The 25,503-nt window shown below is 63.1% G+C and carries 21 protein-coding genes and 1 pseudogene; 13 read left to right on the top strand and 9 right to left on the bottom strand.

Going from position 1 to position 25,503, the window contains the following annotated elements:
- Positions 1-33 precede the first annotated feature (33 nt).
- The 7 genes and pseudogenes from NKJ93_RS07720 to NKJ93_RS07690 form a co-directional block, all read left to right on the top strand.
- Positions 34-105, top strand: a pseudogene (locus tag NKJ93_RS07720) (DNA-binding protein); the annotation flags it as partial.
- Positions 106-150: 45 nt separating this feature from the next.
- Positions 151-441: a hypothetical protein gene (locus tag NKJ93_RS07715; protein ID WP_352588429.1), complete on the top strand. Its 291-nt coding sequence runs from the start codon at positions 151-153 to the stop codon at positions 439-441.
- 355 nt (positions 442-796) lie between these two features.
- The gene (locus NKJ93_RS07710; protein WP_352588390.1) at positions 797-1,684 is read left to right on the top strand and encodes an arginase family protein; all 888 of its coding nucleotides are present in this window, start codon (positions 797-799) and stop codon (positions 1,682-1,684) included.
- A gap of 194 nt (positions 1,685-1,878) precedes the next feature.
- Positions 1,879-4,410, top strand: a complete 2,532-nt coding sequence (locus NKJ93_RS07705) for an NAD-dependent epimerase/dehydratase family protein (protein ID WP_352588387.1) — start codon at positions 1,879-1,881, stop codon at positions 4,408-4,410.
- 181 nt (positions 4,411-4,591) lie between these two features.
- Positions 4,592-5,608: an ABC transporter substrate-binding protein gene (locus NKJ93_RS07700; protein WP_352588384.1), complete on the top strand. Its 1,017-nt coding sequence runs from the start codon at positions 4,592-4,594 to the stop codon at positions 5,606-5,608.
- A gap of 3 nt (positions 5,609-5,611) precedes the next feature.
- Positions 5,612-7,897 (top strand): ABC transporter permease, encoded by a 2,286-nt coding sequence (locus tag NKJ93_RS07695; protein ID WP_352588381.1) that lies wholly within the window; start codon positions 5,612-5,614, stop codon positions 7,895-7,897.
- Positions 7,897-8,973: an ABC transporter ATP-binding protein gene (locus NKJ93_RS07690; RefSeq protein WP_352480834.1), complete on the top strand. Its 1,077-nt coding sequence runs from the start codon at positions 7,897-7,899 to the stop codon at positions 8,971-8,973. Before NKJ93_RS07695 ends, NKJ93_RS07690 begins: the two co-directional genes overlap by 1 nt.
- Here NKJ93_RS07690 and NKJ93_RS07685 read toward each other — a convergent pair.
- The 3 genes from NKJ93_RS07685 to NKJ93_RS07675 all read right to left on the bottom strand — a co-directional run bounded on the left by NKJ93_RS07685 (position 8,963) and on the right by NKJ93_RS07675 (position 12,211).
- Positions 8,963-9,757 carry an inositol monophosphatase family protein gene (locus NKJ93_RS07685; protein ID WP_352480835.1) on the bottom strand — a complete coding sequence of 265 codons (795 nt, stop codon included), beginning with the start codon at positions 9,755-9,757 and terminating at the stop codon, positions 8,963-8,965. The two genes, NKJ93_RS07690 and NKJ93_RS07685, sit on opposite strands and share 11 nt — an antisense overlap.
- 152 nt (positions 9,758-9,909) lie before the next feature.
- Complete coding sequence (locus NKJ93_RS07680; protein ID WP_031194526.1) at positions 9,910-10,683, bottom strand: glucose 1-dehydrogenase; 774 nt, start codon at positions 10,681-10,683, stop codon at positions 9,910-9,912.
- Between the two features lie 109 nt (positions 10,684-10,792).
- The gene (locus NKJ93_RS07675) at positions 10,793-12,211 is read right to left on the bottom strand and encodes an aminotransferase (protein WP_352588378.1); all 1,419 of its coding nucleotides are present in this window, start codon (positions 12,209-12,211) and stop codon (positions 10,793-10,795) included.
- Between the two features lie 297 nt (positions 12,212-12,508).
- On the opposite strand from NKJ93_RS07675, the gene NKJ93_RS07670 reads away from it, so the two are divergent.
- The 3 genes from NKJ93_RS07670 to NKJ93_RS07660 are packed head-to-tail and all read left to right on the top strand — an operon-like array spanning position 12,509 to position 15,357.
- Positions 12,509-13,426: an ABC transporter permease gene (locus NKJ93_RS07670; RefSeq protein ID WP_352480838.1), complete on the top strand. Its 918-nt coding sequence runs from the start codon at positions 12,509-12,511 to the stop codon at positions 13,424-13,426.
- Between the two features lie 10 nt (positions 13,427-13,436).
- Positions 13,437-14,261, top strand: a complete 825-nt coding sequence (locus NKJ93_RS07665; RefSeq protein ID WP_023720898.1) for an ABC transporter permease — start codon at positions 13,437-13,439, stop codon at positions 14,259-14,261.
- Between the two features lie 22 nt (positions 14,262-14,283).
- A complete protein-coding gene (locus tag NKJ93_RS07660) occupies positions 14,284-15,357 on the top strand; it encodes an ABC transporter ATP-binding protein (protein ID WP_352481109.1) in 1,074 nt (357 codons plus the stop codon).
- 2 nt (positions 15,358-15,359) lie between these two features.
- Here NKJ93_RS07660 and NKJ93_RS07655 read toward each other — a convergent pair whose 3' ends face one another.
- The 6 genes from NKJ93_RS07655 to NKJ93_RS07630 all read right to left on the bottom strand — a co-directional run bounded on the left by NKJ93_RS07655 (position 15,360) and on the right by NKJ93_RS07630 (position 20,849).
- The gene (locus NKJ93_RS07655; protein ID WP_352480839.1) at positions 15,360-15,761 is read right to left on the bottom strand and encodes a hypothetical protein; all 402 of its coding nucleotides are present in this window, start codon (positions 15,759-15,761) and stop codon (positions 15,360-15,362) included.
- 5 nt (positions 15,762-15,766) lie between these two features.
- Positions 15,767-17,044, bottom strand: a complete 1,278-nt coding sequence (locus NKJ93_RS07650; protein WP_352480840.1) for a flavin monoamine oxidase family protein — start codon at positions 17,042-17,044, stop codon at positions 15,767-15,769.
- A complete protein-coding gene (locus NKJ93_RS07645; protein ID WP_352588376.1) occupies positions 17,041-18,114 on the bottom strand; it encodes an extracellular solute-binding protein in 1,074 nt (357 codons plus the stop codon). Before NKJ93_RS07645 ends, NKJ93_RS07650 begins: the two co-directional genes overlap by 4 nt.
- A 114-nt stretch (positions 18,115-18,228) precedes the next feature.
- Positions 18,229-19,317, bottom strand: coding sequence for an ABC transporter substrate-binding protein (locus tag NKJ93_RS07640; RefSeq protein WP_352480842.1), 1,089 nt, complete (start codon positions 19,315-19,317; stop codon positions 18,229-18,231).
- 26 nt (positions 19,318-19,343) lie between these two features.
- Positions 19,344-20,039: a transcriptional regulator BetI gene (betI, locus tag NKJ93_RS07635; RefSeq protein ID WP_352588373.1), complete on the bottom strand. Its 696-nt coding sequence runs from the start codon at positions 20,037-20,039 to the stop codon at positions 19,344-19,346.
- A 15-nt stretch (positions 20,040-20,054) separates the two neighbouring features.
- Positions 20,055-20,849 carry a methyltransferase domain-containing protein gene (locus NKJ93_RS07630; protein ID WP_352480844.1) on the bottom strand — a complete coding sequence of 265 codons (795 nt, stop codon included), beginning with the start codon at positions 20,847-20,849 and terminating at the stop codon, positions 20,055-20,057.
- A gap of 186 nt (positions 20,850-21,035) precedes the next feature.
- Here NKJ93_RS07630 and NKJ93_RS07625 point away from each other — a divergent pair, with 186 nt between their 5' ends.
- Genes NKJ93_RS07625 through NKJ93_RS07615 form a run of 3 tightly spaced genes read left to right on the top strand, consistent with a single transcriptional unit; the run spans position 21,036 to position 25,501 of the window.
- A complete protein-coding gene (locus NKJ93_RS07625) occupies positions 21,036-22,655 on the top strand; it encodes a phytoene desaturase family protein (protein WP_352588370.1) in 1,620 nt (539 codons plus the stop codon).
- Entirely contained in the window at positions 22,642-24,216 is a 1,575-nt protein-coding gene (locus NKJ93_RS07620; RefSeq protein WP_352588367.1) for a phytoene desaturase family protein, read from the top strand. Before NKJ93_RS07625 ends, NKJ93_RS07620 begins: the two co-directional genes overlap by 14 nt.
- A 52-nt stretch (positions 24,217-24,268) precedes the next feature.
- Positions 24,269-25,501 carry an aminomethyl transferase family protein gene (locus tag NKJ93_RS07615; protein ID WP_352480846.1) on the top strand — a complete coding sequence of 411 codons (1,233 nt, stop codon included), beginning with the start codon at positions 24,269-24,271 and terminating at the stop codon, positions 25,499-25,501.
- The last annotated feature ends 2 nt before the right edge of the window (positions 25,502-25,503 follow it).

Here is a 25,503-nt window from a genome sequence, read left to right as displayed (position 1 = left end):
CGAGCACGCAGGCCGGCGAGTTCGTGCACGGAGATCGATAAAATCCGCCGCGGCGAGCACGGCGCGCGCTCGACCCAGCAGGCTATCGCCATCGGGCTTTCCGAGGCGAGACGCGCAGGCGTAGACCTGCCCCCGCCCAAAAAGGGCAAGGTGAAGGAGAGCACGCGCAAAAGCGCCGAATACGCCTATGAGGCCGGCCAGGGCGAACGCACGCCGAAACGCCGCCCGCGGGTCTCGAAAGCCGTCTCCAAGGTGCTCGAGCACGAGCCGAAGAGCACAGCGTCGCACGAGGCGCTGGCGCAGCAGGCAAAGCGTGCGGCCTCGCGCCGGACGGCTGAGGAGCGTTCCGCAGCCGCAAAGAAAGCCGCCGAGACGAAAGGCGCCAGCGGAAGGAAGGCGGCGGCGCAAAAGGCCGCCAGAACGCGGGCACACCACGCATAGTTCAAAGATGGCAGTTCGGCTCTAGGAAACCCGATATGGCCCAAACGACCGGTATCGAGCTCCGCTCCTGCAGCGTGGGACGGTGCCGCTGCCCAAGGCGAATCAGTGACTGCATCTGCGGGACAACATCGACGTCTTCGCTCGAAATGTTCCCTTACGCGTAACACCGACCCAGAGGTACTCGGCGGCAAGGCCCCGGAGGTACTCGGCGGCAAAGTCGACGGGAGACCGGGAGGAAAGCGCAGCCTGTTTCTTGAGCAGATGCCTATTGCCCACAACGCGGAGAACTCTGATCATGTCCTCAGTAGCCAGCACGACAATGCCACGAACCACCCCTCAGGCGAGACATATCGCTTTGCTCGGCGCGCCCTCTAATCTTGGGCTGATGCCGCAGGAGGGTGAGCCGGAGCCCGGCGCATGGAAGGCGCCGGAGGTACTTCAATCGCTTGGTCTTGCCAACCGTTTGGGCGCCGGTCCGTTGCGCACGGTTCGGGCTCCGCCCTATCGGCCTGAGGTGGACCCTGCGACGGGCGTGCGCAATGCCCAGGCGCTGCGCCAGTATTCCGAGACGCTTGCCGAAGGCGTCGGCGAGGAGCTGAACTCGGGAGGGTTCCTGCTCATACTCGGCGGCGATTGCAGCGTGTTGCTTGGCCCCGCGCTCGCGCTACGGCGTCGTGGCCGCTACGGCCTTATCTTTTTCGATGGGCACACGGATTTCAAATTGCCGGATACGTCGCCCTCAAAGGGAGCCGCGGGCATGGATTTGGCCTTCGTGACCGGCCATGGACCGAAGCTCCTGACCGATTTCGGCGAGCACACTCCTTTGTTCCGTGAGGCCGACGTGGTCGCATTCGGCTACCGCGATGTGCAGGACCCCGCGACTTACACGTCCAAGGCCGTCTTCGACACCGATGTTCACCGGATGGATTTGGCTGAAGTGCGGCGGCGCGGCGTCGCCGATGCTGCACGCGTAGCGCTTGACGCGGTCGCAGGGCAGGACGTCGAGGGTGTATTCGTTCACTTCGATGTCGACGTGCTGGACAGCGAGATCATGTCGGCTGTCGATACGCCGGAAGCCGGCGGTGTCTTGCCCGACGAAGCCGTCGAAGCTCTTCGCACATGGTGCAATGATTCACGCGTGATTGGGATGGAGGTGACGATCTATGATCCCGACCGCGATCCAGATCGTCGCTGCGGCAAGCTGCTGATCGACATTCTGACTGCTGCACTTCGCGACCGGTAGGCCAATGGCGGTCGTCCTGCACTTGTGCACGAATGCAATCCGCCGGAGCGAATGGCAGTCGGTCTGACGGATCGCCGCGCGCATCCATTCCGTGATGCCACCTCATCGGGAACCGTTCTCAACGAACATGGTTCCGAGTGTGCGACTGAAAGCATTTGGCCCCTTTCATCTCGCTACCGCCAAGGAGATTCGCCATGACCGGCAAAACCCGTCCCACCGTCCTGATCACAGGCAGCAGCGGGTTTCTGGGCCAGGCCATCGCTCGCGGCCTGACGGAGCGCCACGACATCATCGGCCTTGATGTTGCCAGGCGGTCCTTGCCCGGCGTCGAGACGATCGAGATCGACCTTACCTCGGATACGAGCGCGGCGAAGGCGCTGGCCGAGGTGCGCGAACGGAGTGGCGGCCGCATTGCCTCGGTGATCCATCTCGCGGCCTATTACGACACGACCGGCGAGGATAATCCGAAATACGGCGCGGTGACCGTCGAGGGAACGCGCCGGCTGCTGAACGCGCTGAGGGGGCTCGAGACGGAGCAGTTCGTGTTTTCGAGCACGTTGCTGGTGCATGCGCCGAGCCCGGCGAAGGGCGCCAAGATCAACGAGCGATCGCCGATCGATCCGGCCTGGGCCTATCCGAGATCGAAGGCCGAGACCGAGACACTGATCCTGAAGGAGCACGGCGACATCAAGGTTGCGATCCTGCGACTGGCGGGTGTCTATGACGAGGATTGCCACGCCGCCTTCATCGCCCAGCAGATCGCCCGCATTTTCGAGCGCATGCCGACCGCCTATCTTTTCACCGGCGACATCACCACCGGACAGCCTTACCTGCACCTGGACGACCTCGTCGACGCCGTAGTGCGCACCGTCGACCGGCGCAGCGAGCTTCCCGACGAGACCGTACTGCTGATCGGCGAAGAGCAGACACCGTCCTACGACGAGATGCAGAAGCAGATTGGGCGGCTCCTGCATGGCGAGACCTGGCGGACCCTGTCCCTGCCCAAGGAGGTGACGAAGCTCGGCGCCTGGATGCAGGAGAAGGTTTTCGACCAGGAGACCGACATCAAGCCATGGATGATCGAGAACGCCGACGATCACTACGAGATCGACATCTCCCGCGCCAGGCGGCTGCTTGGCTGGAAGCCGCGGCACAGCCTGACCGCTACCTTGCCGGAAATGATCCGGCGGCTGAAGGCGGATCCCACCGACTGGTACAAGAAGAACAAGCTTGAACCGTCGGCGGTCGCCGCTTCCGCGCCCGAACTCGACCAGGCCGCCGCAAGGCTGCGGCGTCCGCTCGAGCGCTCAGACGACGAGGTCGAGGTGGAAACCGAACGCCACCGGGCCGCAACGCTCTGGGCGCCACTGACCAATGTTGCCATCGGACTGTGGCTCGTGGCGGCGCCCTTCACGCTCGGCCTGTTCGATCCCGCTTCAGCACCGATTCCGCCGGCGCTCGGACATGAGATCGCCTCGCCGGAGACGCGCGACGGCAGGCTCGGCATCAGTGAGATCGTATCCGGCCTCGCCATCCTGTCGCTGGCGCTTGTAGGCATGCGCCGGCGCTGGCACGGACTGCAATGGATCACCGCCTCGATTGGGGTTTGGGTGATGTTCGCGCCGCTCCTGTTCTGGACCACCAGCGCCGGAGCCTACGCGACCGACACGCTGGCCGGCATGCTGATCGTCGCGTTCGCGGTGATGGTCCCGCCAACGCCGGGTATCAGCCGGCGTGCCCTTGCCGCCGATGACGACCGGCCGCTCGGCTGGAGCTATTCGCCCTCGCTCTTCACCCAGCGCATTCCCATAATCGGCCTCGCCTTTGTCGGCCTGTTCGTCTCGCGTTATCTCGCTGCCTATCAGCTTGGCCATATCGATGGCCTTTGGGAACCGTTCTTCGGCCCGGGCGAAACGCCGGCCGGCAATGGCAGCGACGCGGTGGTCACCTCCTGGGTCTCCAAGGGCTTTCCGATCGCCGATGCCGGTCTGGGCGCCTTTGCCTATGCGCTGGACATTCTCGCCGGCGCGATCGGCGACCGCCGCCGCTGGCGCACGATGCCGTGGATGGTGCTTTTGTTCGGCTTGCTGGTCGTCCCGCTCGGCGTGGTCAGCGTCAGCTTCATCATCATCCAGCCGCCGCTCATCGGAGCGCTGTGCACGCTCTGCATCGTCCAGGCTGCCGTCACCGTCGTGCTCATCCCCTATTCGGTCGACGAGGTGCTGGCGAGCTGCCAGTATCTTTGGCGTGCGAAACAGGCGGGAGAGCCGTTCTGGCGCACATTCTGGTGCGGAGGCCCGGCACTTTCGGAGGACCAGACGCCGGCGCCGGATCTCGACCGGCCGCTGTCGGAAGTGGCGCGGGACTTCGTGACCGGCGGTGTGAACTTCCCATGGACCCTAGTCGCCAGCACCCTCGCCGGCGCTCTGCTGATGATCACGCCGCTCGCCTTCGGCACAAGCCCGCCGCTCTACTTCAGCGACCATGTCACCGGCTGCCTGGTCATAATGGTCGCCGTTACTGCGATGGCCGAAGTGGCGCGCGCCGTCCGCTTTCTGAACATCGCGCTTGGAGCCTGGATCGCCCTCTCTCCCTTTATCCTCGCCGGCGGTGCGGCGGCGAGCCTAGCCAATCTGGCGATCGGAGCGCTGCTGGTCGGGCTCAGCCTGCCGCGCGGCACGCGCAGCGCCGCGCATTATGGCGGTTGGGACCGGGCCATCGTATAAGGATGTTCAGCAGCGCTGGACGATCCGCCAGGTGACTGCAAAGATTGATCCGCATCAGTCTGTCGAACATGTTGAGCGGGAAGTCGGCGAAAGACGCAAAGGCCGCCGCACCCTTCCAACTTGAATTTTCCGCGTATCTGGGTTTCATAAGTCGGCAAATAACTTAGGGAGGAATTTCAACATGATAAAAAGGGCAATTCTTGGCGCCGGCATCCTCGCCGCCGCGTCGGCATCGGCGTCCGCCGAAAGCCTGACCATGTATTGCGGCGTCGATGAGGTCTGGTGCCAGCAGACGGCACGGGCGTTCGAGGAGAAGACCGGCATCACCGTCAATATGACCCGCAAGAGCGCTGGCGAAATCTATGCGCAATTGCGCGCTGAGGCCGCCAACCCAAAGGGAGACATCTGGTGGGGCGGCACCGGCGACCCGCATCTGCAGGCAGCCGAGGAGGGCCTGACCGAGGAATATGAATCGCCGCTGCTCGACCAGTTGCAGCCATGGGCGATCAAGCAGGCGGAAACATCCGGCCACCGCACTGTCGGCATCTATTCGGGTGCGCTGGGCTTCGGCTACAACAAGGATCTGCTGGCCAAGAGCAATCTTCCCGAACCGAAATGCTGGGCCGATCTGATCAAGCCCGAATACAAGGGGCACATCCAGGTCGCCAACCCCAATTCCTCGGGGACCGCATACAATATGCTGGCGACCATCGTTCAGCTGTTTGGCGAGGACAAGGGTTTCGAATACATGAAAGCCCTGCACAAGAACGTTAACCAGTACACCAAGTCGGGCTCGGCGCCCATCAAGGCCGCCGGTCTCGGCGAGACCACCATCGGCATCGTCTTCATCCACGACGCCGTGTCGCAGGTCGTCGCAGGTTTCCCGATCGTTCCGGTCACTCCCTGCGAGGGAACCGGCTACGAGATCGGCTCGGAATCGATCATCAAGGGGGCGCGGAACCTGGAGGCTGCGAAAAAATTCTATGACTGGGCGCTCGAGGCCGACGTCCAGTCCATGGCGCAAAAGGCGGGGTCGTTCCAGGTTCCGTCGAACAAGGCGGCAAAAACCTCCGACAAGGCGCCCGACCTCTCCACCATCAAGCTGATCGACTATGACTTCAAGAAGTATGGCTCGAGCGAAGAGCGCAAGCGGCTGCTGAAAAAATGGGACGAGGAGGTCGCATCGCTGCCGCAATAGCAGATGCGCTTCCGCGAAACCCGCTGGCCCATTGAACCGGTCGCCCTCCTTTGGATGGCGGTCGGATGGCTGGGGTTTGCCGTGCTGCCTTGGTACGGCATCGAGGACGGGTTCTTCGGCTTTTCCTGGCTGTTCGACGGTTACCCGTCCGACAGCGAGTTCGCGCCGGCCCTGATTCTGGCCCTCAAGGGCGAGAAACTGTGGCTGGCGCCGCTCGGCTTGCTGCTGGCGGTGCCGCTGCTTCTGTGGGGGCGCACCAAATCCGATCCGTTTTTCAGCCGACTGCTGATCATTGTCGGCGCCGCCGGATTTGGCTGGCTGTTGTTCCAGGGCTTCGCCATCGGGCTGCGCGGCTGGCAGTTCGGCTGGCTCACCAGCCTGTTCGGCGAACTTGGCGACCGCCAATTCGGCATGGGCTACGCCGCCTTGCTGGTCAGCGGTGCCTTTCTGTTCCTTTTCACCCTGGGTGTTGCCGCGCGCGGCGCCATCTCTGGTGACGTCTTCGTCGTCGGCTCGATCGGCTTTGTCGTCGCCATGGTTGCCATTTTCATCTTCATGCCGATCCTGATGATGCTGGCCAATGCCATGCAGACCGACGATGGCGGCTACTCGCCTGTCGCGTTCCTGGCCAAACTGTTCAGTTCGCGGCTGTGGAGCCTGGCTTGTCTTGCCGACGGCAGCCGCTGCGGCGTGGCCTGGAATTCGCTGCTGCTGGCCGTGCTCGTCGGCCTGCTGACCATGTTTCTGGGGCTGGTGTTCGCGCTGGTCGTGACCCGTACCGGTTTCCGCTTTAGCAAGCTGCTGCGCGCGCTGACCGTGTTGCCGATCATCACGCCGGCTTTTGTCATCGGTCTCGCCATCATCCTGTTGTTCGGACTGTCGGGCGCGGTGACGCAGAGCGTCGCCGGCGTCTTCGGCATTCAGCCGACACGGTGGGTATATGGACTTCCCGGCCTGCTCATCGCCCAGGTCCTCGCCTTCACGCCGATTGCTTTCCTGGTGCTGATCGGCGTCGTCGAAGGCGTCAGCCCGTCCATGGAAGAGGCCTCGCAGACGCTCCGAGCCAGCCGCTGGCAGACCTTTTGGACCGTATCCCTGCCGCTGATGCGGCCGGGCCTGGCCAACGCCTTTCTGCTCGGCTTCATCGAGAGCATGGCCGATTTCGGCAATCCGCTGGTGCTGAGCGGCAATTACGACGTGCTGTCGACGGAAATCTTCTTCGCCATCGTCGGCGCGCAGAACGATGCGGCACTTGCCGCGATCCTGGCGCTGGTGCTGCTGGCCTTCACGCTCGGCGCGTTTTATGCCCAGCGCTTCTGGATCGGCAGGCGCCCTTACACCACCGTCACTGGCAAGGGCGACGCCGGCGTCCATCCGCGCCTGCCGGGCGGGCTGACATACGCGCTCTATGTCATCGCCGGACTGTGGACGGCCTTCACGGTGCTGGTCTACGCGGTGATCTTCTACGGCAGCTTCGTCAAGCTCTGGGGGGTCGACCAGAGCCTCACATTGGAGCACTACAGGAAGGCGTTTTCCGTCGGCTGGAATGAGTTCGGCATCCACTGGTCGGGCTCGGCATGGAGCTCCTTCTGGACGACCATGGAGATCGCGCTGATATCGGCGCCGCTGACGGCCGGAATAGGGCTTCTGACCGCCTACCTTCTGGTCCGCCAGAATTTCCGCGGCAAGAATGCCTTCGAATTCGCGACCATGCTCTCGTTCGCGATTCCGGGAACCGTAATCGGCGTCAGCTACATCATTGCCTTCAACGTGCCGCCGATCGAACTGACCGGGACCGGCATCATCCTCGTATTGTCGTTCATCTTCCGCAACATGCCGGTGGGCGTGCGCGCCGGCGTCGCCTCGATGTCGCAGATCGACCGCAGCCTGGATGAATCCTCGCTGACGCTTGGCGCCAACTCGTGGCAGACCTTCAGACGCGTCATCCTGCCTTTGCTGAGATCGGCAATGCTGGCGGCGCTCGTCTATTCCTTCGTGCGCGCCATGACCGCGATCAGCGCCGTCATTTTCCTGGTCAGCGCGCGCTACGATCTTTCGACCAGCTACATCGTGGGACGTGTCGAGAACAATGAATACGGCATCGCCATCGCCTATTCGACGGTGCTTATCGTCGTCATGTTGATGGTGATCGGCCTGATGCAGCTGGTTGTCGGCAGCCGCAATATCGGCCGGCGCGGCATCCAGCCGGGCGACGGCTGGAGCGTGCGCACCAATGTCAGCCTGCCCGGAACGGCAGGCGGCCCGACGACGATAGCAGGAGCTGGGTGATGGCCGAAATTCGCGGCAACGCCGCCTCGGTGACCTTCGACCATGTCACCAAGACATATCCGGGCGCCAGCACGGCGGCGGTCGACGACATCTCGCTTGCGATCGAAGCCGGCAAGCTGGTGACGCTTCTCGGGCCGTCCGGCTGCGGCAAGACGACGACGTTGCGCATGATCGCCGGACTCGAAATGCCTTCCAGCGGCCGCATTCTGATCGGCGGCAAAGACGTCACGCGCCTGCCCGCTACCGACCGCGACGTGTCCATGGTTTTCCAATCCTATGCGCTGTTCCCGCATATGACGGTGATGGAGAACGTCTCCTATGGCTTGCGCTTCTCCGGCCATGACAAGAAGGAGGCTGCGTCGCGTGCCCGTGCCGGGCTGGAAATGGTCGGCCTGACCGGTTTCGAGGCGCGCCTGCCCAGCGAATTGTCTGGCGGCCAGCAGCAGCGCGTGGCGGTGGCGCGGGCGCTGGTGCTCGAACCGCAAGTGCTGCTGTTCGACGAGCCGCTCTCAAATCTCGACGCCAAGCTACGTCGACACGTGCGCGAGGAAATCAGGGAAATCCAGACCAAGCTCGGGCTGACGGTGGTCTATGTCACGCATGACCAGGAAGAGGCGCTGGCGGTTTCGGACCGTATCATCGTCATGAACAAAGCCGTGATCGCACAGGACGGTACGCCGCGCGAACTCTATGACGCGCCGGCCAACGCTTTCGTCGCCGATTTCATCGGCGAAGCCAATATCCTGGATTGCGAGGTGGTTTCGGTAGAAGGCGATGAAGCCACCGTCCGGCTGGGTTCGCTGGCCTTGAAACTGCCGGCGCGTGGCCACCGGGCCGGCCCGGCGAAGCTGGCGGTCCGGCCGAGCCGGATCGGGATCGGGGCTGCCGGCACGCCGCGGACGATCGCCGGCAGTCTCGAAAAGGTCACCTATGTCGGTAGCCATCTCGAACTGATCATCGGCACACCGCACGGCCAGGTGTTTGCAATATCGCCCAATATCGATGCGCCATTTCAGGCAGGCGACAGCGTCGGGATCGGCTTTCCGGAGCGCGGACCGGTTCTGATCAAAGCTTGAAGGATTGCACGCAGAGTTGGCGGATCTGGGCGAACACGCCGCTGCCGCCGCAAATCACCAGCGCGCCTCCTTCCAGCACCGTCTTTGGGTCGGGCTTGACGATCGTGCCGCCGGCTTCTTCCACCAGGAGCATGCCTGCCAGGCAGTCCCACGCGTTCATATGCTCTTCGACATAGCCGAGCAGCCTGCCAGCGGCCACATAGGCGAGCATCAGCGCACCGGATGCGTTACGGAAAAACACGCCGCCTTTGGAAAACAGCAAGCCGATGAGCGTGGCGACGTTTTGCATATCGGCGCGGTTGGAAAACCCGGTGCCCAACGAACCGTCGGTCAGGCTGGTGGCCGCGCTTGCCCTGATCGGCTTGCCGTCGAGAAAGGCGCCGCCGCCCTTACGGCAATGAAAAGTCTCGCCCGTGGAGGGTTCGTGGATGACGCCCACGACAGTGTCGCCGTCCTTGGCGCAAGCGATGACCACACACCAGGCCGGAATGCCCCGCACGAAGTTCGCGGTGCCGTCGATCGGATCTATCACCCAGACATGCCCGCTCGATCCGGTGACCGAGGCATGCTCCTCGCCGACAATTCCATCGGTCGGGTAGGCGGCTTTCATTGCCGCGCGGATGAACAGCTCGACCTCGCGGTCGGCCTGCGAAACCATATCCTGATGACCTTTGCTCTCGATGGCGAGGCTGTCGAGATCGCGAAAATATTTCAGGCCGAGCGCGCCAGCGCGCCGCGCGAGATCGATGGCGAACTGTTCGCGCGCTGCTGTGTCGGGTGTCATGGGGTCCTTGGGATGGCGAATGTGATCTGAGGAAAATACCCCAGCCGGAGAAGCTTAGCGGTCAAGGTAAGAGTGTGCAAATGACGGCTCTGCCTTTTGCAGGGCGGCTCGAGGTCGACCGATCTCCCACGCACTGACAGCGATAACCGCGCTCACACCGAGCCGGTCATGCCGCCGTCGACATAGATGATCTGGCCCGTCATGAAGCTCGATGCGTCGGAAGCCAGGAAGATCGCGGCGCCGCCCAGTTCGTCGACTTCGCCCCACCTTGCCAGCGGTGTGCGCCCGACCAGCCAGCGCGAAAACTCGGCGTCTTGCACCAGCGCCTCGTTCAGTTCTGTCCGGAAGTAGCCTGGGCCGATACCATTGACTCTGATGCCGTGTGGGCCAAGCTCGGTGGCAAGCCCCTTGGTCAGCATTTTCATCGCACCCTTCGATGCCGTGTATGGCACGATCGAGGAACGCCCCAGTTCGCTTTGCACCGAACATATGTTGATTATGGATCCGGTCTTGCGGGCCATCATCGAGCGGACCACCGGCCGGGTGACATAGAATGCACTGTAAAGGTTTGTCCGCATCAATCTGTCGAACATGTCGAGCGGGAAATCGGCGAATGGCGCGCGGTGCTGCATGCCGGCATTGTTGACGAGAATATCGATCGGGCCGCGCTCTGCTTCCAGCCTGCCGATTTCACGCTCGACGTCTTCAGCCACGGTCACGTCGAAGGTGGAGCCGATCGCCTGGATACCGGATTCGGCCAACGATCCGAGTGCCTTTTGAACGTGGTCTTCGTCCCGCCCATTGATGATCACCGTCGCGCCGGCACTCGCCAGAGCTTTCGCCATGGCGAAGCCGATGCCACGGCTCGATCCGGAAATGAAGGCGGTTTTGCCCGCGAGGCCGAACAGGTCCGATAGGTCGGTCAATGTTTGTTTCCCCAGAAACGCGGCCAGATGCAAGCGATCGAGGCCCTGCCGCACATCGTAAGCGCGGACGACCGCTGTCAGCAATGGCGAGATTGCCGGCGATAAACGCTTATCCCCGCCAGACGCCTTCCCGGCGCAGATCGTCCATCGTGCGCGAAATGCCTTCGCGCAGGATCGACACCATGTCGTCGATCTGCTCGCGCGTGATGATCAATGGCGGCGACATCACGCACATGTTGATCAGTGGCCGGACCAACAGGCCGAGCTCGTGGCAATGCGCGTCGATGCGTTTGCCGACATCCTTGTCGAGCTGCAGTGGATCCTTGCTGTCGCGGTCGGCGACGCATTCGACGCAGCCCATCAGCCCCATGCCGCGCACCTCACCGACCAGCGGCAATTCCTCCAGCGTCTTCAGTTGCGCCTGGAAGTAGGGCGCGACCTCGCGCGTATGGGCCAGCACGCTTTCTTCCAGAATATCGAGGTTCTTCAGCGCCACCGCGCAGCCGACCGGATGGCTGGTGTAGGTCAGGCCATGGCCGAACATGGCGTCTGGATGGTTCGAGCGGCGCAGCTCCTCCAGCAGCCGTTCCGAAAGGATGACGCCGCCGAGCGGGAAATAGCCTGAGGTCACACCCTTGGCGAAGGTGATCATGTCGGGCTCGATGCCGAACACCTCGCCGGAGGCAAAGACATGGCCGAGCCGGCCGAAGGCGGTCACCACCTCGTCGGAAACATAGAGGATGTCGTTGTCGCGGCAGATCTGCCGGATGCGCTGGAGATAGCCTTCGGGCGGCACGATGACCCCGCCTGATGCCTGCACCGGCTCGCCGACGAAAGCACCGATCCTCTCGGCGCCGACGCGGGCGACTGTGTCGCGGAATTCGGCGACCAGCGCATCGGTGAAAGCGGCAACGCTCATGCCCTTCGGACGGCGGAACGGATCGGGTGAGGACAATTTGACGACCAGCTCGTCTGCGCCATCCATCCAGTCACGGTCGCGCGGACGCCCGTTAAGCGAGGCCGACAGATAGGTCGAGCCGTGATACGCGCCGCCCCGGCTCAGGATCAGCTTCTTTTCCGGGCGGCCGCGCACATTGTTGTAAAATTGCATAAAGCGCAGCGCCGTCTCGACCGCCGAGGAGCCGCCCGTGGTGAAGAAAACATGGCTGAGATCGCCCGGCGCGTGGCCGGCGATTCGCATGGCCAGTTCCGCCGACGGCGCATTCATCGTGTACCACGGCGTGTTGTAGGACAGCGCCATCGCCTGGTCGTACATTACCTTGGCGAGCTCTTCGCGACGGTGGCCGACATTGATGCACCACATGCCCGCCGGTCCGTCGATCAGCCGCTTGCCGGTGGCATCGGTGATGTAGATGCCCTCGCCCGTGCCGATCAGGGCGCGTGCCTCCGCGCCGACCGAGCCGGCGAACGGCCAGGGCTGGACAAGATGGCGCTTGGCCAGTTCGACGGCATCCTGAGCGCCGGCTCCAGCCATTTCGGTCGAAGTGATGTTTCTTGCCGCCGCCATCTTCGCCTCGCATTGTATGCCGCAATTTCACCGGACACGAAGCTGGTTCACGCTCCAGGAAAGCTCGGCTTTCTTCGTTCATTTTGAATGGCCGTTCAATCAATATTGCAGAAATAGCGCTTGATTTCAATCCGCCGATGCGCGCATGATGAAAGAAAGCCGGCAAGCTCGGAGCACGATTGCGCCCTGGGCATAAAGTGGGAACAGATAGCCGGTTCCAGCAATGGGATGCCGCATGGCAGGACAGTCCGCGCCAGCAACCGAAATCACGCCGGAGACCCTGCCCGAGGGCCTGCAATGATGGTGGCCGCGGAAGGGTCGCCCGCTTTCGGCATGACGCGGGCGAGGCGAAACGCCCTTCTGCAATCAGAACCCGTTCAGGGTCTTGCCCTGATCAGCCCGACCTTCGTCTATGCGCTGATACTTCTGGTGCTGCCGATCCTGGCGGTCATCGCGCACTCCTTCTGGACGCAGAATTACCTCACTGTCGACCATACCTTCACGCTTGAAAACTACCGCCTTGCGCTGACCGAGCCGATCTATCGCGACCTGCTGTGGCGCTCGCTCTACATCTCGCTGACGGTGAGCTTCTTCACGGTCGTGCTCGCCTATCCGATCGCCTATTTCATCTCGTTCCACGGCGGCCGCCACAAGGGCCTGTGGCTGTTCCTGATCACCATCCCGTTCTGGACCAGCTATCTGCTGCGGGTAATGTCGTGGAAGGTCATCCTCGGCTATAATGGCGTGCTCAATTCCGGCCTGATGGGCCTTGGCATCATCGACGAGCCGTCGACCGCGCTGCTTTACAATTCGACTGCCGTCATCATCACGCTGACCCACGCCTGGGCAGCCTTCGCCATCCTGCCGATCTTCGTCTCGCTGGAAAAAATCGACCGCACGCTGGTCGAGGCGGCCACGGACCTCGGCGATGGCCCTGTCCGTTCCTTCCTGCGCGTGACGCTGCCGCTTTCGGCGCCCGGTATCATTTCGGCAGCGCTGATCGTCATGATCCCGACGGTCGGCGATTACGTCACGCCGAAGCTTGTCGGCGGCAAGGACGGCGTCATGATCGCCAATGCCATCCAGGCGCAATTCGGCAAGGCCTCCAATTGGCCGCTGGGTGCTGCACTCTCCGTCACCACGATGCTGGTTGTGACGCTGATCGCAGGCGCCACGGTTCTGATCATCCGTGCCGCCCAGCGGCTGGCACGATGAGGCCGGCGCGATGACGGCGATGCGCCGCTTGCTGCCGGGCCGATTGCTGCCGGCCTATGCGTTCCTCTACGTCGTGTTTCTCTATCTGCCGGTTATCTTCCTGCCGATCTTCTCCATCAACACCGCCGCGACGCCGAAATTCCCGCTCTCCGGCTTCACCTTGAAATGGTACCACGACCTGCCGCGCACGCCGGCGCTGCTCGACGCCACCTGGAACAGCCTGGTCGTCGGGGTATCGGCCTCCATCCTGTCGACCGTTCTTGGCATCCTCGCCGCGCGCTCGATCACCCGCTACCGCTATCCCGGCCGCCGCGCCATCAACGGCCTGATCATGGCGCCGCTGGTACTGCCCGAAATCATCGTTGCCATCTCCTTGCTACTGGTGATCCTGCAACTCGGTTTGAGCCTGTCGCTGTTCACCGTCGTGCTTGGCCACGTCCTGGTCTGCGTTCCCTATTCGATGACGGTGCTGACCGCCGGCTTCGAGGGCTTCGACCGCAGCCTGGAGGAAGCCTCCGCCGATCTCGGCGAGAGCGCCTTCGGCACGTTTCGGCGGGTGACGCTGCCGATGGTGGCGCCGGCGATCATTTCAAGCCTGCTCGTCTGCTTCACCATTTCGCTCGATGAGTTCCTCATCGCCTTCTTCCTGACCGGCACCGAGGCTACACTGCCGATCTATATCTGGGGCCAGTTGCGTTTCGCCGCGAAACTGCCCGGCGTGCTGGCGCTGGGCACGCTGTTGCTGGTTGCCTCGTTTCTTTTGATGACCATCGCCGAAATCCTGCGCCGCCGCGCGGCCAGACGCACCCAGAACGAGGGAGGCCTCCATGCCTGAGCGGCCCCAAATCGAGCGCTCTATGATCGAGATCCGCAACGTCACGCGCAGCTATGGTTCGTTCAAGGCGCTGGACGACGCCTCGCTGACCATCAGGGAGGGCGAATTCTTTTCGCTGCTTGGCCCGTCCGGCTGCGGCAAGACCACGCTGTTGCGTATGATTGCCGGTTTCGACAACCCGACCAGCGGCTCGATCTCCGTCGATGGCCAACCGATGGAAGGCATCCCCGCCAACGGCCGGCCGACCAACATGGTGTTCCAGAACTACGCCATCTTCCCGCACCTCAATGTCGAGCAGAACGTCGCCTATGGCTTGAAGCGGCTGAAGCTGGCCGGCACGGAGGAAAGGCGCCGCGTCGAGGAAGCCCTCGCCCAGGTGTCGCTGACCGGCCTCGGCAAGCGGCTCGCCACCGAGCTTTCCGGCGGCCAGCGCCAGCGCGTGGCGCTGGCTCGCGCGCTGGTGATGCGCCCAAAAGTGCTTTTGCTCGACGAGCCGCTGTCGGCGCTGGACAAGAAGCTGCGCGAGCAGATGCAGGTCGAACTGCGCCGCCTGCAGCAGGCGGTCGGCATCACCTTTGTCCTGGTAACCCACGACCAATATGAGGCACTGGCGATGTCGGATCGCATCGCAGTGATGTTCGGCGGCATGATTGCGCAGGTCGCATCGCCGAAGGAGATCTACCAGCGGCCGGTCAATCGCCAGGTGGCCGACTTCCTCGGCGGCATGAATTTCGTCAAAGCGGAGATCGTCGAGGAGAACGGCGCCTCGCTGGTGCTCGACACGCTGGGCTTCGGCCGCGTCAAGACCGACAAGCCGAAAGCTTTTGTGCGCAATGGCACCGCCGCGACGCTTGGCATCCGGCCCGAGCGCCTGCGCGTTCTGTGGGACGATGCGACGGCAAAATTCGAGGTCGCCGGCAAGGTGGTCGAGCGCCATTATTTTGGCGAGATCACCCATTTGATCGTCGAGATACCAGGGCTGGAAAAGCCGTTGTCGGTGACCGAGACCAACGACTTCGGCGCCGACGACATTCCGGTCGGCACCACGATCCGCCTCGCCTACGACCCAGAGGCCTTGGTGGCGATGGCAGATTGACGCTATCTCACCTCCAATTCGGCGGACAGATAGTCACTTAATCGATTGTCGCCTGCCTTCTTTGAATCCTCCAGCAGCATTTTAAGATCATCAATGTCGACCAATCCATGGTTCTGCAAATAGACGACTGTAAGCTCCGGGTCGAACCCGCACTTGAGATTACCCAATTGGCTAAGCACGTGATAATGCGCACGGTCGCCGGACTTCCAAACAGCAAATGAGTTGATCGGCCAGCCGCCCTGAAGGTCAGCTTTAAGTGAGCTTGCCGAGTATTCGCAGACCTTCTTTAAGGTATTGTCGAGTTCACCAATCTCGATTGGGTGGGGCGCCGAATAATAGCCAGCCGCAAATCCTGTAACTGCCATGACCGCACCGGTGAGTACGATCTTCGAGACCGTTTTCATACCGCTCAGATCTCCTCGATCAACCGCCGCGCCATTTTTCGCCCGGCGACGATTGCACCCTCGACATAGCCTGGGAATGACGGCGACAGCTCCGACGAGGCGAAATGGACCGGCGGCGCGCCGGCGCGGATGATGCGTTCGGCATTGGTTGCCGTCGCATCGACGATAAGGTCGCTGTAGCCGCCACCGCTCCAGCGATCGTCCGTCCAGTCACGGTAGCTGAGATCGGAGAAGCCGGCCGCCTCGGCGCCGAGCGCTTGCTCCAGTTTTGACGTCACCTTAGCGCGCAGTTCCGCCTCGCCCAGTTCGCGCCAGCGCCGGGCCAGCGGCCCGCCGATGAAGACGACAAGTGCTGGATGACCGTCGTCATTGCCGGCGTCGCAGGCAAAAAGCCCGTGCGGATCGCGCCACATCACCATGCCGCTCAAGCCCCTGTCGCGCCAGAAGGCCGTGGGATAACGCGCCAGCATCTTGATTACCGCGCCGCTTTGCCAGACGCCGAGCGCTGCTTCCAGCGCAGCCGGCAGCAGCGGTACGAAATCCAGTCTCGACGCCATCATCGGCGGGACTGCGACCAGCACCGCTCGCGCCTCGATTGAGCCTGCGGCCGAGACGACGCGAACCCCTTCCGCTCGACGCTCGATGGTCTTGACCGGCGTGTTCAGCCGCAGGCGACCACCGAGGTCGCGGGCCAGGTCGTCTGCCAGCGAATGCATGGTTTCGCGCACGAAATACTGCAGTTCCGACACCTCGTTGGTGATGCGGCGGTCGTTGTCGATCAGGTACCACAGCGGCAGCCTTTCCATTGCCAGGCACCAAAGGCCCTCGATCAGCGAATGAAAGACCGCCTTGGCTTCATCGGGATCATTCTGGCGATCGAGCCATGCCGCGACGGTCAAACCGGCAATGGCCGGATCGTCCGGTGCAATCGCGTTCATCCGCTCGCGTATTCGCATGGCGGTGCCATAAGTGCGCTCGGCTTGCGCCTCGCTCATCCGCGGTTGGGTGATGAATTCGCCGGCGAAATGCGTCCCGACCAGCGTCTTGCCGCGTGCCCGCACCAGCGCCATCAGTTCGGGCATGTCCTCGCACAGGAACTGGCCGCCGCTGTCGATGCGCTCGCCGAGCCCGTTCGGCATGGCTTCGACGCGTCCGCCGACGCGGTCGCGGGCTTCGAGCAGCACGAAATCGACGCCAGCGTTGTTCAGCTCATGCGCCGCCGACAGGCCGGTGAAGCCGGCGCCGACGACGACCACCTCGGCTCGTTCGATCTCGGACGTCAATAGCCGGCCTTGATCTTCTCGAATTCGGCGATCATCCGCTTGAGCTCCGGCGCCACCGGCTGCTGGAACAGCGTCTTGTCGAGGGACTTGTCGAGATCGTCGAAGCCGCGCTCGGCCAGGATCTTGGGATCGATCGCCGCCATGGCAGCGGCGTTGCCATGGCCATAGCCGAACGTCTTGACCAGATAGTCGGATACAGCAGGCGCATTGACAGCGTTCAGGAAATCATAGGCCTGGTCGAGATCACCCGGTGCGTCCTTCATCAGCACATAGCCGCACACCCATGTCGACAGGCCTTCCTTGGTATCGCGGTTCATGGCGATCGGCACGCCTTGGCCCTTGAGGGTGACGAAAGTCTCGTTCCAGCCCCAGGCGAGATCGACCTCGTTGCCGGAGAAGGCCTGATTGATATCGGTGTCGTCGGTCCAGTAGAAGCGGATGTTCTTGTGCACGTCACGCAGAAATGCCGAGGCGTCCTTGAACTGCGCGTCGGTCATCTTGTTCCAGTCCTTGAGGCCGATGACCAGGCTGGCCAGCGCGTAGGCGTCGTCGACATTGTCGCCAATGGTAACGCGCCCCTTGAACTTCGGATCGGCAAAGATCCTGAGCGACTGCGCCTGATCCGGCGTCACATTGTCGGTGCGGTAAAGCAGGGCCGTATTGCCCCAGTCGAAAGGCATGAACCAGGCCTTGCCGTCAGCGGTGGTGGCGAGATCCTTCATCGCCATGATGCCGGGATTGAGATCCTTCCAGCCGGCGATACGGCTGGTGTCGAGCGGCTGCAGCATGCCGGCCTCGCGCCATTTCACCACGCTTTGCGAGCAGGGATGCGCAATGTCCGCCTTGAAGCCGGCCCGCATTTTCTGAAAGGCCTCTTCCTCGTCGCCGAAGAAGGCGAAGGTCGGCTCGGCGCCTTGTTCGGCGGTGTAGGCCGGATGCAGCAGCGGGTCCTCATAGCCCGACCAGTCGAACACGACGAGGTCGCCGCCGCCTGCCGCAAGTGCCGCGACTGTGCCTGCGCCGATTGCGCAGGCCGCGGCGATGGCCAGGCGGCGAAGCACGGAATTCATGGCGCAAAGCTCCTCATCGCGGGAAACACCGCGGCGACGTTAGGAGAATTCGGGAGCTTTGGCGAGCCCGTCCGCCCGCTATGTCCGTGGGCAGACGGGCCAAGCGAGGAGAGCTCAATAGCCGGCTTTGATCTTCTCGAACTCGGCGATCATCTTGAGCTTGAGATCGGATGGAACCGGCGACTGGAACAGCGTCTTGTCGACGAACTTCTGCACGTCGTCATAGCCTTTCTCCTTTAGCACCACCTGGTCGACGCCGGCCATGCCATTGGCATTGGCCTGGCCGTAGCCCCAGTCCTTGACCAGGACCTTGGCGACTTCCGGATCGTTGACGGCGTTGAGATAATCATAGGCCTTGTCGGCATTGCCGGGCGCATCCTTGAACAGCACATAGCCGCAGACCCAGGTCGAAATGCCCTCGTCGGTGTCCTTCTTGGCCTTGATCGGCACGCCGGCGGCGACAGACTGCACCGTCGCGTCGTTCCAGGCCCATGCGAGATCGACCTCGCCGCCGCTCAACAGCTGCACGATATCGGTTGAGTCGGTCCAGTAGGAGCGGACGTTTTTGTGCACCTGGCGCAGGAAGCCTGATGCCTGTTTGAACTGGTCATCCGTCATCTTGGTCCAGTCCTTCAGGCCGATGGCGAGACTGGCCAGCGCGTAGGCGTCGTCGACATTGTCACCGACGGAAACCCGGCCCTTGAACTTCGGATCGGCGAAGGCCTTCAACGACTGCACGTCCTTCGCATCGATCTTGTCGGAATTGTAGGTCAGCTGCGTGTTGCCCCAGTCCCAAGGCATGAACCAGGCCTTGCCGTCGGCGGTGGTGGCGAGATCCTTCATCGCCATTATGCCGGGATTGAGGTCTTTCCAGCCTGATATCTTCGAGGTGTCGAGCGGCTGCAGCAGGCCGGCCTCGCGCCATTTCACCACGCTTTGCGAGCAGGGATGGCCAAGATCGGCCTTGAAACCGGAGCGGACCTTTTCGAACGCCTCGTCCTCGTCGCCGAAGAAGGTGAAAGTCGGCGAATCGCCGTTCTTTTCGACATATTTCGGATGGAAGCCGGGCTCCTCGTAGCCAGACCAGTCGAACACGACGAGATCCCTGTCCGCAGCCAGCGCCGCCGCCGAAGCGGCGAGCGCTCCGGCCAATGCCAATGTCAGCGTCAATGTCAGCGTCGGGCGTCGCGTCATTGTCTTCATTGCTGTTCCATCCTCTTTTGATTGTTTCACGCCGGCTTGGCACCGCCGGCTGTCGGCCACGGATAATGCTTGGGAAATGCCGCGGACAGGAACGCGTTCACGGCCTGCAGCGCAGTCTCGCGCGTGGTGTCTTCGGTGCCCATCATCAGCCGCAGCCACAGTCCCTCCAGCATGGCGCTGAGCGCCAGCGCTATCACCTGCGGCTCATAAGAATAGCCGCCGCTCTGCTTGAGCGTCGCGCAAAGGTCGATAAAGATGTTCTGATAGACGGCGTCGCGTGCGCTGCTCAGCGCCTGATAGGTCGGCCGCGATTTGGCTTCGCCCCAGAACGCACACCAGGCCGCCAGCTTGCGCTTGTTGCAGATCGAGCGGTCGAAATCGGCCGCGACCAATGCCTGCAACTGGCGGGCGGGATCATCGCCGGCCTTCTGCAAGGCGCTGCGCCAATGCGCCGAATACTCGTCATACATGTATTGCAAAGTCGCGACGAGCAGCTTCTCCTTGCTTTCGAAATGGAAATTGACGATGCCGCGCGACAGGCCGGCACCGTCGGCAACGTCGGCCATCGTCGTATCCGAATAGCCGCGCTTGGCCAGTGAATCGATCGTCGCTTCGATCAGTTGAAGCTGCCTGGTCTCTTTCGACGCCTTGCGGCCACGCTTTTCGGTGTCGCTCTTTCGCGTCGCCTCGAGGAGGGCTTCGCGCGCCTCTGTTGTCTTCATGGGATTGATGGTCTCCTAGCCAACCGGCTTTCGGCCGCGAAGATGAGTGGGACGGTGCTCGCCTGTGTCAAGCACCTTCTGCATGGCTTCCCAGGTTCGTATATTCTTGTCGACATAGGCCGCGCCGACGGCAGCCGCGACCACCGGGTAGAGCGGCCCCTTCAAGCGGTTCAGCTCCTCCCCCGCGATCTCGCGATACCAGGGATTGCGGTCGCGCACGGTGATGTCGGCAAAGCCGGCCTGGCGCATCGCCTGCACATAGCGGGCCGGCGATGCCATGGCGAAGGACAGGCCTTCAGCGGCGACATAGGCCTTCATCTCGGGCGACGGCTCGCCATCATGCGAGATCATCCAGTTCGACGCGGCAAAGACGCCGCCAGGCTTCAGGACGCGGAATATCTCGGCGAACAATGCATCCTTGTTCGCCACGTGCAGCAGCGCGTCCTTGGAAAATACGACGTCGAAGGCACCGTCGGCAAAAGGCAGCGGTCCTGGCGCCGCCTGGATGAAATCGGCGCGACGCGCGAGCCCGCGCGCAGCGGCCCGCTTCCTGGCCGTCTCGATCACGGGCCGTTCGACGTCGAAGCCTGTGAGGTGGGCCGCGCGGTGACGCTCGATGAGATGCAGCGTGATGCCGCCGGAACCGCAGCCCATGTCCAGGACTGTCTTGCCCGCAAGCGACAGCCCTTCGACGACCCGGTCGACCTCTTCTGGCCCACCCGGCGACAAATAGCCGTCGCCCCACAGCGCCTCGAGGAAGCGGATGGCGGTGTCGTCATACTCCGGTTCGGCCTCTGCCGTTTCGATCATCAAACCCTGGTCCCAAGGCTATCCTCGAATGAGCCAAAGCCTAGCGCATAAACACGAAAACGCAACATCATTTGTTGAACATTCATTCAATATGGCTGGACAGGATGACCGTCTTCGTGCGAAATTCGGCTTATTGGGGGCGCATCACACGAAAAGAAGGTCGGGCACGATGAAGGCTGGGCCAAAGTGAAGAGCTGGGACGCGATCGTCATCGGCGGCGGGCATAACGGGCTGGTCAATGCCTGCTACCTGCAGCGTGCCGGGCTCGACGTGCTGGTCGTCGAGAAGAACGACTGGGTCGGTGGTGCCGCCACCAGCCGCGAGCTGACGCCCGGCTTCCTCTATTCCAACTGCTCCTATGTCTGCTCGCTGTTCCGCCCGGAGATCATGCGCGACCTCGAGCTGCCGCGCTTCGGCCTGCAGGTGATCTCCTATGAGGGCGGCGCGGTGTTCACCCGCGATGGCGACTATCTCGCCAACTACCGCGACGACGATGCCCACCGGCGCGAATTCGCGCGGTTCTCCAAACGCGATGCCGAGGCCTATGATCGTTATGCCCGCGACGTGACGCGGCAGTGCCGCTTCATCCAGCCGCTGCTGATGCGCACGGCGCCCGACCCGACCAGCCTGCGGCCGCGCGACCTTGGCGAACTGCTCTATCTCGGCAAGAAGTTCACGGGGCTCACTGCGGAGGAAATGGCGCTGACGCTGCGCTTCTGGACCATGTCGATCTCCGACTTTCTCGACGAATATTTCGAGACCGACGTGATCAAGGCGAATTTCGCTTTGTCCGGCATCATCGGCACCGCGCTCGGGCCGATGTCGCCCGGCACCGCCTATGTCCTGCTGCATCATTATATGGGCGAGGTCGACGGCTCGGTCGGCGCCTGGGGCTATGCGCGCGGCGGCATGGGCGCGGTCACCGAGGCGCTCGCCGCATCCTTCCAGGCTTCGGGCGGCACCATCCGTACCGGCGCCGAGGTCGACCATGTGCTGATCCGGCGCGGCAAGGCCAATGGCGTGGTGCTGGCCGGCGGCGAGGAAATATACGGCAAGCTCGTGGTTTCCAACGCCGACGTGAAGCGCACCTTCCTCAAGCTGGTCGAGGAAAAGGAATTGCCCGAGATTTTCCTGCGCCGGGTCAGGAATTTCAAGATCCGCGGCTCGTCAGGCAAGGTCAACATCGCGCTCGATTCACTGCCGGAATTCCCGGCGCTGCCGAAGGATTCGCCCGTCTATTGTGGCGACATGCATTTCACCGATTCGATCGAGCGCATGGAGCGTGCCTATGACGACTGGAAGGCCGGGCGCTGGTCGGCCGATCCTTTCCTCGACATGGTGATCCCGACGACGCTCGACCCGACCATGGCTCCACCCGGCAAGCATTTCATGAGCTGCTTCGTGCAATATGCGCCACCGAAGGTGGACGGCCGCGGCTGGACCGACGCCGACCGCGACGGCTTTGCCGAAAGCGTGATCGCGCAGATATCGGACTATTCGCCGGGCTTCCGCGACCGCATCGTCCACATGGAAGTGCGCACGCCGCGCGAGATCGAGGCCGAGGTCGGCCTCACCGAAGGCAATATCTTCCAGGGTGAATTGACCTTCGACCAGTTGTTGTTCAACCGCCCCGTGCCGGGCTACGCACAATACCGCTCGCCGGTCGATGGACTCTACATTTGCGGCTCCTCGACCCATCCCGGTGGCGGCGTCATGGGCGCGCCGGGCCGCAATGCCGCCGCCGAGATCCTGCGTGATCTCGCCAAGCCAAATCAGCATATGAGCCCGGCCCATGACGTCATCTGACAAATGGGATGTTGTCGTCATCGGCGGCGGCCATAATGGCCTCGTCGCCGCCGCCGTTCTGGCGAAGAGCGGCCGCAAGGTGCTGGTGCTGGAAGCCGCCGGCGAGGTCGGCGGCGCCGCGCGCACGGAGGAATTCGCGCCCGGATTTCGTGTTTCGTCGATCGCCCATCTGCTGAACCGGCTGCACCCCGATGTGGTGAAGGTATTGGAGCTGGAGAAGCACGGGCTGCAGGTCGCACGCGGCGACTTCGCGCCGTCGGTGGTGCTGGCGAAAAGCGGTCCGCCGCTTTTCCTGCATGGCGCCTATGGCGAGGTGCTGACCGGCACCAGTCCTGCCGAGCAGTCCGCCTGGAAGGAGTTGCGGGCACAGCTGCTGCGCTACGCCGGCATCCTGAAGCTGTTCTTGTCACGCCGGCCGCCCGATCTCGGCGCCATGTCGCTCGCCAACACGGCAGCGCTCGGCCAAACCGGACTGGCGCTGAAGAAGCTTGGCAAGGAGGACATGCGCGATTTCCTGCGCGTGCTGTTGATGAACGTTGCCGACCTGCTCGACGAGCAGCTTGCCGACGACCGGCTGAAGGGCCTGCTTGCCTTCGACGCTACGCTCGGCAGCCATCTTGGCCCGCGCTCGCCGACCTCGCTGCTCGGTCTCTATTACCGCCTGGCCGGCGAGACCGGCGGTTCCGCCGGCGCGCAGATGCTGCCGAAGGGCGGCATGGGCGCCGTCATAGCCGCCATTCGCGCATCGGCGCAACAGGCCGGCGTGACCATCCGCACCGCGACGCCGGTGGCAAAGATTATCGTCGAGAAGGGCCGCGCCGTCGGCGTGCTGCTCGACAGCGGCGAGGAAATCCGCGCGACAACGGTCGTGTCCGCCATCAACCCGGCGACGACCATGGTCGACCTTGTCGGCCCGCGTGAAGTCGACACCGGCTTCGTTTGCAAGGTCGGCAATATCCGCATGAAGGGCGATGCTGCGAAGCTCAATCTGGCGCTCGACCAGCCACCGCAATTCGTCGGCGTCGATGCCGCCGGCCACCGTGGCCGTCTCGTCATCGCGCCCTCGACCGATCATGTCGAGCGCGCCTTCAACCCGTCGAAATATGGCGAGTTCTCACCCGAACCGGTGATGGAGATCACGCTGCCCTCGCTGTCGGACGCCTCGCTCGCGCCCGAGGGGGCCTGCGTGCTGTCCGCGGTGGTGCAATACGCCCCCTATGCCTTGAAAGAGGGCTGGAGCGTCGGCAAGCCGAAATTCCTCAAAGTCTTGATGGCTGAACTCGAGGCTTATGCGCCGGGAATCGGCGGCAGCGTGCTCCATGCCGACCTGCTGACGCCGGCCGACATCGAGGCGCGCTACCGGATGCCGGGTGGGCACTGGCACCACGGCGAACTGCAGGCCGACCAGATGCTGATGTCACGGCCGATCTCCGGCTGGTCCGGCTACGACACGCCGGTGGACGGGCTGTTCCTTGCAGGCGCCGGCTCGCATCCGGGCGGCGGGGTCTCCGGCGTGCCGGGCCTGAATGCCGCAAGGCGCATCATTACGGTGAGGGGGTAGCTGTCATGGTGCAACGAGCCAAGACCGTGCTCCACGGCGAAAGAACGCCGTGATGAACCATCAGCCCATTGGCCCATCCGATGCCCGCATCGCGGCACAATCCCATTTCCGCAGTTTGCGCCTCGACACGCCGTTCCAGGCGCGCATTGATGCGCTGGCGAAGACGAACGACTGGTACAATTGGGCCGGCTATCGCGCCCCACATTCCCTATGGGACGAGGATCTCGAATATTTCGCCATCCGCAGCCAGGCCGCTCTGTTCGACATCTCGCCGATGACGAAGTACCGCATCGAGGGACCGGATGCCGAGACCTTCCTCGACCGCCTGACATTGCGCGACGTGACTAGGCTGAAGCCCGGCCGCGTCAACTACACCGCCTGGTGCGACGATCAGGGCTTTGTCCTCGACGACGGCACGTTGTTTCGGCTATCGCCGACACGGTTCCGGCTGTGCTCGCAGGAGCGGCATCTGCCGTGGCTTCTGGACAGCGCCATTGGCTTCGACGTGGCGGTTGAAGAAGAGACCGAAACCGTCGCCGGCCTCGCCTTGCAAGGCCCGACCTCCTTTGCCGTGCTGCGCGATGCAGGTTTTGCAGGTATAGAAAAACTGAAAATATTCGACCTCGCCGAGTTTCCGCATGACGGCGTCACCATCACCATCTCGCGCACCGGCTTCACCGGCGATCTCGGCTACGAGTTGTTCGTGCAAACGGACAAGGCGCTCAGCCTCTGGGATCGGCTGATGACGGCGGGCGAGCTGCGCGGCATCCGCGCCATCGGCTACGCCGCATTGAACCGCGCCCGGCTCGAAGCCGGGCTGATCGTCGCCAATGCAGATTTCGTCACCGCCGAGCATGCCATCCGCGCCGATCGCCTGCGCATGCCGGACGAGATCGGCCTCGGCTTCATGGTCGACTTGGAAAAGGGTCATTTCAACGGCCGCCGCGCAATACTCCACGCACGGGCGAAGAAGCGTCTTCGCCATGTCCTGGTCGGGTTGCAGATCGAGGGCAATATCCCGGCCGAGCATGCGATCGTCTACCACAGGAAAAGCCAGGAGGTCGGGCTGGTCAGCGCCGCCATGTGGTCGCCAATGGCCAAGCGCAACATCGCCATCGCCTCGCTGACGCGGCCGTTCGGCGAGACCATCGTCGACGACCTCTGGGTCGAGATCTACGCCATGCGCGAACTGCAGTACCAGAAGCTGATGAAGCGGGCCAAAATCGTGGCGCGGCCGTTCGTCAGGCTCGACCGCCGCACCGCCAATCCGCCCGCGGATTTCTGAGC

Source organism: Mesorhizobium sp. M0028, from assembly GCF_040323855.1.
GTDB lineage: Bacteria > Pseudomonadota > Alphaproteobacteria > Rhizobiales > Rhizobiaceae > Mesorhizobium.
Note: the sequence above shows the minus strand (reverse complement) of the source record. Positions and strands in the feature narration are given on the sequence as shown.